At 52.0% G+C, this 12,351-nt stretch carries 11 protein-coding genes; 4 read left to right on the plus strand and 7 right to left on the minus strand.

Annotation, left to right across the window (positions count from 1 at the left end):
- Positions 1-46: 46 nt before the first annotated feature.
- The gene (locus tag AABA21_RS19000; RefSeq protein WP_338252947.1) at positions 47-487 is read right to left on the minus strand and encodes a CHRD domain-containing protein; all 441 of its coding nucleotides are present in this window, start codon (positions 485-487) and stop codon (positions 47-49) included.
- A 14-nt stretch (positions 488-501) separates the two neighbouring features.
- Entirely contained in the window at positions 502-921 is a 420-nt protein-coding gene (locus tag AABA21_RS19005; RefSeq protein WP_338252950.1) for a hypothetical protein, read from the minus strand.
- Between the two features lie 223 nt (positions 922-1,144).
- Here AABA21_RS19005 and AABA21_RS19010 point away from each other — a divergent pair, with 223 nt between their 5' ends.
- Positions 1,145-2,356 (plus strand): tRNA dihydrouridine synthase, encoded by a 1,212-nt coding sequence (locus AABA21_RS19010; RefSeq protein ID WP_338252952.1) that lies wholly within the window; start codon positions 1,145-1,147, stop codon positions 2,354-2,356.
- Positions 2,357-2,788: 432 nt separating this feature from the next.
- Here AABA21_RS19010 and AABA21_RS19015 read toward each other — a convergent pair whose 3' ends face one another.
- Complete coding sequence (locus tag AABA21_RS19015) at positions 2,789-2,989, minus strand: hypothetical protein (protein ID WP_126549160.1); 201 nt, start codon at positions 2,987-2,989, stop codon at positions 2,789-2,791.
- 727 nt (positions 2,990-3,716) lie between these two features.
- Here AABA21_RS19015 and AABA21_RS19020 point away from each other — a divergent pair.
- Positions 3,717-4,433 (plus strand): SRPBCC family protein, encoded by a 717-nt coding sequence (locus tag AABA21_RS19020; protein ID WP_338252956.1) that lies wholly within the window; start codon positions 3,717-3,719, stop codon positions 4,431-4,433.
- A gap of 172 nt (positions 4,434-4,605) precedes the next feature.
- Entirely contained in the window at positions 4,606-5,208 is a 603-nt protein-coding gene (locus AABA21_RS19025; RefSeq protein WP_338252958.1) for a DUF1003 domain-containing protein, read from the plus strand.
- Between the two features lie 639 nt (positions 5,209-5,847).
- On the opposite strand, the gene lepA is transcribed toward AABA21_RS19025, so the two are convergent.
- Positions 5,848-7,656 (minus strand): translation elongation factor 4, encoded by a 1,809-nt coding sequence (gene lepA, locus AABA21_RS19030; RefSeq protein ID WP_338252960.1) that lies wholly within the window; start codon positions 7,654-7,656, stop codon positions 5,848-5,850.
- Positions 7,653-8,834 carry a tRNA 2-thiouridine(34) synthase MnmA gene (gene mnmA / locus AABA21_RS19035; RefSeq protein WP_338252962.1) on the minus strand — a complete coding sequence of 394 codons (1,182 nt, stop codon included), beginning with the start codon at positions 8,832-8,834 and terminating at the stop codon, positions 7,653-7,655. The genes lepA and mnmA overlap by 4 nt, the downstream gene beginning before the upstream one ends.
- A 451-nt stretch (positions 8,835-9,285) precedes the next feature.
- Between mnmA and AABA21_RS19040 the strand changes: the two genes are divergently transcribed.
- On the plus strand, positions 9,286-9,702 hold the full coding sequence (locus AABA21_RS19040; protein WP_338252964.1) for a hypothetical protein: 417 nt from the start codon (positions 9,286-9,288) through the stop codon (positions 9,700-9,702).
- Positions 9,703-9,874: 172 nt separating this feature from the next.
- Here AABA21_RS19040 and AABA21_RS19045 read toward each other — a convergent pair whose 3' ends face one another.
- Together AABA21_RS19045 and AABA21_RS19050 are read right to left on the minus strand one after the other, a co-directional pair.
- On the minus strand, positions 9,875-10,156 hold the full coding sequence (locus AABA21_RS19045) for a hypothetical protein (protein WP_126595032.1): 282 nt from the start codon (positions 10,154-10,156) through the stop codon (positions 9,875-9,877).
- A gap of 907 nt (positions 10,157-11,063) precedes the next feature.
- Entirely contained in the window at positions 11,064-12,287 is a 1,224-nt protein-coding gene (locus AABA21_RS19050; protein WP_338252966.1) for a glycosyltransferase, read from the minus strand.
- Positions 12,288-12,351 lie beyond the last annotated feature (64 nt).

Here is a 12,351-nt window from a genome sequence, read left to right on the forward strand (position 1 = left end):
GCGGCCTGGCTCCCTTTGAGATAGCGGTAAGTAGCGTACATATGACTTAGTGGAGCGAAGTAATGTCTCCACAGGCAAATGGATCGTTGTCTGTTTGTGACTTGACGCTTGTCGCGCCCTGGTGAACGTTGACGTACCAGCCATTGCGCGGAATGGAGCTAATATTGGGAATGATAGAGGTAGAGGTTCCATCACCGGCCGCATTGGCAACCACGGGTTTCAGATCATACTTGATCGCGCCCTGGCTCGCACAACTCCCAATATGAATATGAGCCATATGCTTCGAATTTGGTGTTAATCCCTTCAAATTGAGCGCGACTGTGAGCGTATGATTGTTCACAGTCAACTGTGCATCACCACTGGCGGACTGATTGGGCGCGAAAGCATTGGCCATCGTCGCCTGGACGTTCTGTGAGAGTTTGGTTGAAACAGTTGGATTAAAGACATTAGAGCAGGTAATCGGCATCGCCTGAGCGCTGGTATCCATAGCGGGTCCGTTACTTACATCGATATACCAGCCAGTCTCAGGAATCCCCCCGTCACATCTTTCACGCGCGTAATCACATCAGCGAAACCGATCTGCGTAGCTTTGACGGATGATAGATTATACACGAGTTTGCCGCCATTTTTACAGCTGCCTGCGTTGATATGTGCTGGATGGGTACTTTTGGGTGTCAGCCCCGTTAAAGCCATATGAACGGTCAGCACGTGAGATGTATGATCCCACATCAGCTCAACTGTACCAGATGGGCTGTGCCGTATAATGGCGCTGGCCGAGTTCACGGTCGCACTGGTTGGCGTCGCCCCAGCAGATCCATTGGGGTTGTTACCTGAGTCACATGCCGAGAGCAGCACGAGAACGGCTCCCAGCAACAGGGCAAAATGGATAAAATTTTGCTTAACAAGTTTTTTTGTAAGCATTTTGTCTCCTTTCCCATATTTATGTTCCTGCGCACCTATTATAGCTTTTCACCATTATACTGACAAATTTAACCTTTTAAATGCAAGAGGAGGGTGAAAAGATTGACCACTGGGCAGGAAAACATGTATCATAGAAGGACAAATAGTCATCAAGAACTGATAGTGAAGAGGGTGACGCACATTTCTTTCTTTCGGCGTTGCACCAACAAAGTAGACGAAAAACATGAAGCAAACATCTTTTTGGAATACATTAACACAACCTATTATTGGCCTGGCCCCTATGGATGGTGTGACCGATGCTCCATGCAGAACCATGCATGGCCTGCACGGGCGCCCGGATATTGTGATGACCGAGTTCACCAACGTGGAGGGGCTCTGGCGTGGAAGTGAGCGCATCTTCCGCGACTTCCTGTACACACCCGCCGAGCGGCCTGTGGTGGCGCAGATCTTTGGCTGTCGCCCGGAATACTTCTATAAAGCGGCCCACGTGGTCTGCGAACTGGGCTTCGACGGGGTTGATATCAATATGGGCTGCCCTGCCAGTTCCATCGCCAATAAGGGCGGGGGAGCGGCCCTGATCCGCCTTCCCGAGACGGCGAAGGCGATTATCCGCGCGACGCAGCAGGGAGTGCGCGATTGGGCCAACGGACAGACATTGGAAGATCTGGAGATGGACCCGGCGCGTATCCGCAGCATTCGTCAGATGAATGAGGATCGCGCGCGCCTGTGGGGAGAGCCACTCGTATATGAACGCCGCCTGCTACCGGTCTCGGTAAAGACCCGCCTGGGCTACGATTCAATCGTGGTCAGAGATTGGATGCAAGAGCTGCTGGAGCTGGAGCCCGCGGTCATCTCACTGCATGGGCGCACCCTGGTACAGCACTACAAGGGCGAGGCGAACTGGGATGCTATCGCCAGCGCCGCCGAGGTCGTACGCAAAACGGACACACTCATTCTCGGAAATGGAGATATCCATAGTCTCTACCAGGCGGCTGAACGCATCCGCACCACGGGCGTCAACGGGGTGCTCATCGGACGCGCAACCTTCGGGAACCCGTGGCTGTTCAAAAACAAAGAGCTGCTCAAGAAACTGCTGCATGAGGACATCAAGCCAACACCAGAGAATCTGCCCGATGTCATACCTACACGCGAAGAGCGCCTGCTAATGGCCCTCGAGCATGCCCGCACGCACGCCAGGATGAAGGGGCAGGACCACTATGTCGAGATGCGCAAACACATGGGCTGGTACCTGGGACACTTCCCCGGAGCCAAGCGTGTGCGCAACGAACTGGTACGCATCAACAACCTGACCCAGGTAGAAGAGATCATCCAGCGCGCCCTCGACCAGCCAGAGGAGGTCGACGACCCGGCGGTCGTGGCGGCCCCACCCATCGAAGTCCACGACACCTCGCTGGACCTCAGCTGCACCGCCTGATCTTTCACACCTGCGGTGCTCAAGGGTTACTTTATATATTGGTGCATCGGGCGCGCAGATGCGCTCCCGATGCACCAATATATAAGTAAGTGCGTTCGCGCAGCGGACGCCCGTGCAGAGGCGCATAGGTGCTCCTGCGCCGAAGGCGTGAAATTCTCCAACTACCCAAACACATCCCCCAAAAGGAAGAGAAGAGCGTTCATTCATAATGAATACTCTTCTCTTCTTTTGCTCAGGCTTTTCTTCATGAGACACAGTTTCTGGGTAGATCACAAGGGATAACGTGCTCACAACCACCCTGGGTGACACGGCTTTACAGGTATCAAACAAACATTGGGACATATCCCATAGGATGCGCCAACTTTGGAGACGGGATATGTATACGTAGAGATCGCAGTGGCTGTGTATTGAATAAAAACCGCCTGAATACGGTTAGACGAGAACGCCCTCGATCTCGCCAACCAGTTTCTGGATTTCGCGCAAACGCTGTTCGGCAATTTCAACGTTCTCCAAAGCCTGCGCTAAAATACGTGCTTCGAGCGATGGATACGTTTCAACAATCTCGGGATCAATAGAGCCGCCCAGCAGCTCTAGAGCGCGGCTCAAATTGTTTTCCAAGGTTCCAATTGACATTGCGTGTTACCTCTCCAAAGCATAGAATTCAGATACTACCAATGGGACAATCTATATAAACAGTGTCTCACCAAGAATAAACGCCTCTTCATACTACCTTTTACTACGTAAGCACATGCTCAATGGTTACATCGGTGAGCACGTGGTTGTGCTTGACTCTATGTTTATATTACACGAGACGCCAACAGAGTTTTGCACGCCCCCCTACCTCTTCCTGGTGATACACAGCACTGTGGTATTACAGAATTACTTTACTTCTCGACAAACCTTTATCCACCTGGGTCATGGCCGGATCTACGTAGTGTGATGGTTCGATTACCCTTTTCTGGGTAATATTTGGATCTACGTAGGATGATAGTTCGATTCTTTTTTTCTGCAAATTATATGTTCCGTGAGCATAATACCAGGGTTTTTCAGACAATACAACAAACAGGTACCTCTGTGCTTAGATCCTTGCTAAAAGTTGTGTTTCTTAACCAGTAGCACCCTGTTGTTATGATCATATGTGCTGGCACAATACCCTTTAGTCCATGTACTCCTGACTACCATACCCTGGCTTTACAGCAAAGGTAAATATATAACTATACAGTTTGGAACATTTTGAAGCCATCCAGAAACCAGTTTCGTATAAAAAGGGATGTTGTTAGATTGGTAACGCATGATTAACACGAATTGTACGTTTTACTTCCTGCCATGGGTGCAGGTGTTCAGTGAAAGAAGGATATATATGGCAAAGAACTATTCAACCCACAGTGCAGAAGTTACGGTCAATGCTCCTGTCCATCAGGTGTATGCGCTGTTTAGCCACTTCAATGACTTCCCTAAATTCATGAGCTTTGTCAAAGAGGTTACCTATCATGATGACCAATCAAGCCACTGGGTAGCTGACGTTGTCGGACAACATGAGTGGGATGCGGTCAACGAGGAGTGGATACCCGATCAGCAGATCGGCTGGCGCTCGACCAATGGTCTGGAGAATTTCGGTAAAGTGACCTTTACGCCAGTCTCCAGCGACCAGACGCAGGTCAATGTTGCCATCAATTACAATCCTCCCGCAGGTGTACTGGGTGACGCGGGCGAAAAGTTGGGCGCGGGCAACCGCTTCCAGCAGGCATTAGAACACGACCTGACCCACTTTGGTGAGATGGTCAACCAGGCCCCGGCCGGCGCTTTGGATCCCACATCCTCCAACTACCTGTTCCATGAGGATAGCGCCGCCAGCAAAGGTCGCACCACCGGCCGGCAGAATGAGACCATGCAGGAAGATGCGAGCTACAATCGCACCTCCACCGGTATGCCTACCATGGATCGGGATATCACAGGCACTACCAACAATCGCCTGGCCGCCAACGATATCGACACCGGCGCCATTCCAGTCGAGCCGAACACCGTTAGCCCTGACACCACCACTCGCAGCGAGAGAGCTCGCGACAGCAACTACTAATCCATCGGCTCACTTTCTACGTTCCCAGGAGCAGATACGTCTGAACGTGTCTGCTCCTTCTTTACACTTCCTCCCATTACCTCCCCAGGAAGATATAATAAGGGCTACATAGAAACATTCGCAATGGCAATAACCCCTATCAACCAGTAGAAAGAGGGCTCGTTCATATCTTATGAGCAAAAGAAAGCAACAACCACAGCAACCACAGGATATAGAGCAGGACGAGAAAAATCTTACCAAACTGCTAGATATCGTTGAAAAAGATATCGATAGCCTGGTGTCTATCCGCCTCTCAGCCGAGCGCGAAGCCGATCGACACCAGCACTTAATTGAGAGGGTCACCTATAATCTTCTCGGTCGACCATATACCCTCTACGCCATTATGCTCATTGTGCTGTGCTGGATCATCTATAACATTATATGTCCAATATTTGGGCTGCAGCGACTGGACCCGCCTCCGTTTTCAGATCTGCAGGGGATGGTGAGCTTTATCGCCTTACTGACAACGACAGCGGTTCTCATCACGCAGAATCGACAGGGAAGATTGAATGACCAGCGCTCTCATCTGGATCTTGAGATGTCTTTACTGGTCGAACGCAAGGTCAGTAAAGTCATTGAGCTGCTTGAAGAACTGCGCCGGGATACTCCGCAGGTAAAAAATCGTCGTGATCCCCAGGCGGAAGTGATGAAGGAAAGTGCGGATCCAGCCGAGGTCCTCTCTACCTTCCAACAAAATTATGAAGATGTAGTGAACGAGGGGCAATCTCTTTTTTGAGCCGTTGCTGCATAAAAAACCATGCGAACTGGCTCCATCGCTACTGACTATGGAGCATATGAATAAGAAAGTGCTCATAAATTCCATGGAAAAACCCTTGACTTCTACGAAATGAGATGGTAATGTTTAATTATTCCAAATGATTAAGGAATACACCAGGGAATAAAAAGACCTTGGCATAAGGCTTGGTCCTTACATAAGTAACCCGAAAGGAGATCTTATGACGTCCATCGATCTTATAAGAACCACGAAAAAACCAATTCGCGTGTTTGGAGTTGTATTTCAAATTGACTAGGAGCGCCCGTAAATGCGGGCTTTTCCGGCACCTTCAGGCGTTTACCTTCCCGTCTCGATAGGTCTTGCTGACCTAATCACGCCATGACGCGCTCTATACGTCGTCGGGTAACGGTAAAGGTATCTGGAGGCATATCGCTACTAACTTTCTAGCGATACTCCGTTCGGATTAGTCAGTTGATTTAAAACACGGGAGTTGTGAAGAACAAAAAAGAGACACGATGAGCTAGATAACCGTGATTATCTAGCTCTCTTTTTTATTTATAGAATTGAGAACCTGGGAAGCGGCCACCGGCACGCTGAGCGTGCCGGTGGCCGCTTCCCAGGTTCTCAATTCTATTTTTCTTATTCTTTGCCGAGGGAGAGGACAGCCATGAAGGCTTCCTGGGGAATCTCTACACTGCCAACCATCTTCATGCGCTTCTTGCCCTCTTTTTGTTTTTCGAGCAGCTTGCGCTTGCGAGAGATGTCGCCGCCGTAACATTTGGCCAGCACGTCTTTACGCATGGCTTTCACGGATTCGCGGGCGATGACCCGAGATCCGATCGCGGCCTGGATGGGTACCTCGAACAGCTGGCGCGGAATAAGGCCGCGCAGCTTTTCTACCAGGGCGCGTCCCTGATAGTAGGCACTTTCACGGTGTAAGATCAATGAGAGCGCGTCCACCGGGACGCTGTTGACCAGGATATCCATTTTGACCAGGTCTGAAGCTCGGTAGGAGCCAAAGTTGTAGTCGAGCGAGGCATAACCCTGCGTGCGCGATTTTAACTGGTCATAGAAGTCGATGATTAATTCCGCCAGTGGAATATCATAGGTCATCAACACGCGCTCGGCCTCGATATACTTCAGGTCTTTGTAGATACCTCGTTTGGAGGTGACGAGCTCCATGATGGTACCGATATAGCGCGATGGTGTAAAGATGGAGATGTCCATGAAGGGCTCTTCGATCTGCTCAATCTCGCCGAAGTTGGGCATCTCAGATGGATTATGGACCTCAACCACTTCTCCGCCGACTCTGGTGACGTGGTATTCCACACTGGGAGCCGTCGCCAGCATATCCAGGTTGTACTCACGCTCCAGCCGCTCCTGGATAATCTCCATGTGCAGCAGCCCCAGGAAGCCGCAGCGAAAGCCAAAGCCCAGCGCGTTCGATGTTTCCGGCTCATAATAGAGGGCGGCATCATTGAGCTTCAGACGATCCAAAGCCTCGCGCAGTTCGGGATAGTCGTTGCTATCTACCGGATACAGGCCGGCGAAGACCATTGGCTTGGCGGGCTGATAACCCGGCAGGGGCGCAATGCTTCCCAGGGCGGACGGCACAGTCACCGTATCCCCCACCTGGCAGTCTTTGACATTTTTAAAGCCGGTCGCGATATACCCTACCTCGCCGGTGGTCAACGTTTTCGTCGATACCAGCCGCGGCTGGAAACAGCCAACCTCCAGGATCTCGGCTGAACTGCCGGCTGCCACCATATTCAGGCGCTCCCCCTCGTAGAGGTCACCATCCACGACACGCACATACGCGATAACCCCTTTATAGGCATCATAGTGCGAGTCAAAAACCAGGGCACGCAGAGGAGCATCCAGGGCGCCTTTAGGCGGTGGCACCATTTTAATGATGGCCTCCAGAATATCCTGGGTGCCGATACCTTCCTTGGCGGATGCCAGGATGCATTCCTCCCGTGGCAGACCAATAACGTCCTCGACCTCTTGCATTACCCGTTCGGGCTCAGCACTGGGAAGATCGATTTTATTGATGACGGGGATAATCGACAGATCAGCTTCCAGGGCCAGGTAGAGGTTCGCCAGCGTCTGGGCCTCGACCCCCTGTGTAGAGTCGATAACCAGCAGGGCCCCCTCACAGGCCGCGAGGCTACGCGAGACCTCATAGGTAAAGTCAACGTGTCCCGGGGTATCGATCAGATTTAATTCATATTCCTCACCATTGAGTGCGGTGTAGCGCATACGCACAGCCTGCGACTTGATGGTGATGCCCTTCTCGCGCTCCAGCTCCATCTGGTCGAGCGTCTGCTCTAACAGTTCACGCTTGGAGACCGTGCCGGTAAACTCTAACAGGCGATCAGCCAGGGTTGACTTTCCATGGTCGATATGGGCGATGATACAAAAATTTCTAATATGTGCCAGATCCGTCATTCTGCGATAATCCCTCCACACAACACCTCATCACCATCCTCGCCACCATAAAAGACGGCGGCTTGCCCTGGTGTGATAGCCCGCTGTGGATGTAACAAAGTGACACGCACCCGCTCTCCTCCATCAAGGGGAGTAACGAGTGCCGGCTGCTCAGGAGCCTTATAGCGCACACGCACCCGTGCTTCGAATGGCCCGGTCGGTGTTTCGCCGCTGAGATAATGCATTTTACCAACAACAAACTCGCTCTGCTCCAGGGCACTGGCTGGTCCAACCACGAGCGCGTTGTTGCTAGCATCAATTTTTAAGACGTGCAGCGGATCGCGGGACGTGATGCCCAGTCCTTTGCGCTGTCCAATGGTATAGTAGGCCAGGCCGCGATGTCGACCCAGGGTATTGCCCTGCTGATCAATGATGGGCCCGGGCTTCGGTATCGAGATCAGGCCAGCGCCCCGGCCGGTAGCCGTGGAAGCCCCAACACCCACCAGTTCAGCTTCCTCCTGACGCGTGGCGGCATAGCGATCGATAAAGCCACGATAGTCATTCTGGGCCACAAAACAAATTTCCTGGCTTTCAGCTTTGGCGGCTACGGTCATGCCGCGCTCGGCCGCCATGGCGCGTACTTCTGGCTTGGTATATCCACCTAAAGGGAAGCATGCATGCGACAGCTGCTGCTGATTGAGCACGTGCAAAACGTATGACTGGTCCTTCTCGGGATCAACCGCGCGTCGCAGACGGCGCTTGCCGGTGATGGGATGATCGTCGACGCGCACATAATGTCCCGTGGCCAGGTAGTCAGCATTGAGGGCCAGCGCACGATTGAGCAATACAGTAAAGCGAATATGACGATTGCAGTTCAGACATGGGTTGGGCGTGCGCCCCGCTACATAGTCTTCATAGAAGTTGTCAACGATTTTTTCTTTAAATTCTTGTTCGACATTCACCAGGTAGAATGGGATATCAAGCATACGCGCCACGCGACGAGCATCGTCAACGGACTCCAATGAGCAGCATTTGTTCTGTGCAACGCGCTCAATGCCGTCATCCTCAGCTTCAATAACACCCGGTTCTGACCAGAGACGCAGCATAATGCCGATCACCTCGTGGCCTTGTTCTTTGAGGAGCGCAGCGGCGACCGAGCTATCTACGCCGCCGCTCATTGCGACGACTATTCGTGCCATGGTAAAAGTTCCTACTTATTTGTTACTAGTGTGTATGGTAATAATGAGTGTATGTAGAAAAAAGGACTAGCCTCTCGGGGGCTAGCCTTCTGAACCTTTGCAGTACAATTTGGGTAATGAATGTGTTTTGCCCTTTCTTGCCAACATTAAGAGTAGCACAGCCAGGGGTCCTTGTCAAATGACCTCGGGTGGGCAATGTCGCGCCCCCAAATGGCCTGCTGCATAGTCCAATACCACCCCATTGGGAACAGACCCTCGACGGTTCACGAGCTTTCGTGTATAATAAGCTACAATGTGCGAGTAAACGCGAGAGGTTGCAGGTGCTAGAGGCCTTGAATGGCACGAGAACGCGTCTGAAAATGAGCCAAGCGTTACCTAAATCAAGAACCATACAGGCTCGAAGTGTTCGACTTCTTGAACCAGGCAATCGAGCAAGGGAGTAAAAGCCACTATGCCAAAGAAATCAGCAGCTGCGCGCGGTGGAGCGCAATATCAACGACAAAAGGCTTTTGAACTGGTTCGTCCAGAGGGAGCCACAAACGAGACCTCGACGCCAGATAAAGTTGAGCCCACGGCGAAAAAAGTGAAGAAAACGCCCACGCCCGCTGCGGCCACTCCGGCTTCTGTCCTGGAGCCAGAGGCCGATCAGGCAACGGAGACCCCTACCCCCGTGGTTGCTCCAACCAGCGCATCGGCTCGCCTGGCCGCCCGTCGCCTGGCCGCGCAGAAAGCACAGCAGCAGCGCGCGGGCAACGCGATGGTGACCACTGAACACTTCGCCTATGTGCGCCGTGATTTAATCACGATCGCGATCCTGGCGACGATCATGGTAGCCGCAATCGTCATCCTCTATTTTGTTCTTATTTAGACTGCTATGTTGTCTGGCTGGCTACAGACAACTAGCTATACCCGCAATAGCCTATAAACCAGCTTCTTGATTGGCAAAAAAAAGGTGAGGCACTGAGAGATAAAATACAGTGCCTCATCTTTGTTGTGAAAAACCTGGCTTCACAGATCGATATCTTTGCGCCAGTAAGAGATCAGTGTGAGAGCGGGCCCGTCCCTAAACCAGAAAGCACCCCGTGACGATGCGCCTCTGGAATGGTCACGCCAAGTACGCGCTGCATAGCCATGGTATGGCAGCAATCACCCCAGTCATGGAAAAAGCGGCAGGTGCACTGCCACTCACCATCATCATATCTGGTAGTGTGGACATCATTTTCACCCTGGAATTTCGCCTCAAAACTCGTGAACTGGATGCGCTCTGGCTCTTCTGCATAGCGTTTGGCTTTGGCAATCTTGTTGATCATACTTGAGTTCATAGTTGCACGCTCCTTTAAAATTAGCAACCACTCCGTAGCCACTTGCACTGTATTTATAGCTCCGGGGGGAGCATTACATACGTTTTTATCTCATCGATTAGGCGAAAGAAACCTCGTTGTCCTCCTTCCTTGATAAAAATAAGGATACGTACGTAACAGTGGCAATCCTCCTGGATAGCAAACATAAACCTGAATGTTGATCGATGAGTACGCAGAACCGCTGCGCTCCATGCAAAGGTTCCAGTAATAAAAAAGCACCAGGAATTCTCATATTCCTAGTGCGAACTTATGGGGTGATGTTGTTGTCATCCTGTAGTTCAGTCTCCGGGGCAGTCGCAGTCAACCTTAGTAGACTAACGTTTGCTTGCATTGAGACTGTACACATAAGCATTCCACCCTCACCTGACTACTGCAATCAGGTACAAAAACCTGTAAGCCTAGCCACACTGTTAGAACATTGTGGGGTACAGGCTGAACGTCTAAATGGTGATTGTCTCTTACTCTTGCACTTGATTATACCATAGAGATAGGTGAAAGTCCACCCTTGGATAGGTTAATCTGCGTTCGTCCGACATTGTATTGAAAATGTAAAGTGTGTTAACGCGATTCTTCCTATCTCATCGAGGCTAATTATCAGCTCAGTTCATATTATGAATGGATAAAGGCAGAAGGATTTATATATATACTATCATAGCCGTAGTCGCTTCTTTGACAGGGGCGAGCACGTATCGCTAACAGTTATTATACATATGTATATACAATATCTTTACATTTGTTAGAGAATGCTTTACTCTCTTTGTGCTGGTACCACAGGGGCTCAGATTGGCACCTGCGGTACCAGCACAAAACAGCGATCCAGGCACGTGGGTGCCGGAGAGAAACATGCGAGCAGAACCCATCCTTTTGCTTACAGGGCAACCAGACATTGGCCAACGCTGATCAGCTCTTCATAAGTGGCGTAGATCTGGCGCGCTACGCTTGACCAGGCAAACTGCTGCACTGAAGAGCGCCCGGCTGCGCTCATACGCACGCGCAAGCGCTCATCACGCAGCAGTAGATCCAGCCGTTCGGCGAAGAAGCCGGGACAGCGCGGAACGAGGAAGCCGGTTTCGCCGTGCCGCACCACGGTCATCAGGCCTCCAGCACGCGTGGCGACCACAGGAGTGGCGCAGGCCAGCGATTCTACGGCGGCCAGGCCAAAGGTTTCATGATACGACGGCACCACGGTAACGTCGGCCGCACTATAGAACAGAGGCATCTCTTCCCGCGTGCGCGCTCCCATAAAGCTGACGCGATCTTCGAGCTGCAGGCTGCACGCCAGGTCCTGTAATGCTTGCAGTTCGCTGTCACCCCCCGGCTTGCCACCGACAATAACCAGCTGGGCATCTTTCTGCATCAGGGCACCCGCCCGCAACAGCTGATCGGGTCCCTTAAAGGGATCCAGCCGGCCAACGAACAGAAGGACTGGCCGCTCCAGCGGCAGTCCCAGCCTCCGGCGCGCCCACTGTTTATCGTAGGGCTCGAACAGCTTGAGATCCACACCGCATGGGATAACATCTACCTGGTGCGTGGTAGCGCCGCAGTAGCGCATCATATGAGAGCGCTCATCTGCTGTGGCGGCGATAATACGATCGGCCTGATGAATCAGTCGCTGCTCCATCTCCAGGCGCAGCGGCGGCTCTGCCTCAGAGGGATTGGCCAGCTGCTTTAAGCGGCCCAGGGTGTGAAACATGGTGATGTGTGGCACACCCCAATGGCAGGCCAGGCGCATTGCGGCCACTCCCGACAGCCAGTAATGGCTGTGGATAATGTCGTAGCGGCGATGTTCACGACGACGGAATTCTTCAATGTGACGGGCAAAGGTAGGGGTGTACTGGTAGAGATCGTTCTTATGCAATGGGGCAACAGGGCCCGCTTTGATATGAATGATGCGCACATTTGGATGCAGTTGTACGACGGTCGGGGTATCTTCCCGGGTGCGACGCGTAAATATATCAACCTGAACGTTCAGGGCGGCCAGTTCCAATGTTAATTCGCGCATATAGACGTTCATGCCTCCAGCATCCTTCGTACGCCCTGGATTATCCAGCGGCGACGTGTGAATGCTGAGCATGGCAACAGCATACGACATGTCGTAGGACTCCTCTATTTCTATTGTGGGCTGCAACTAAAGGTTGCAGATACGTGGCCAGCGT

It is taken from the genome of Dictyobacter halimunensis (genome assembly GCF_036245075.1).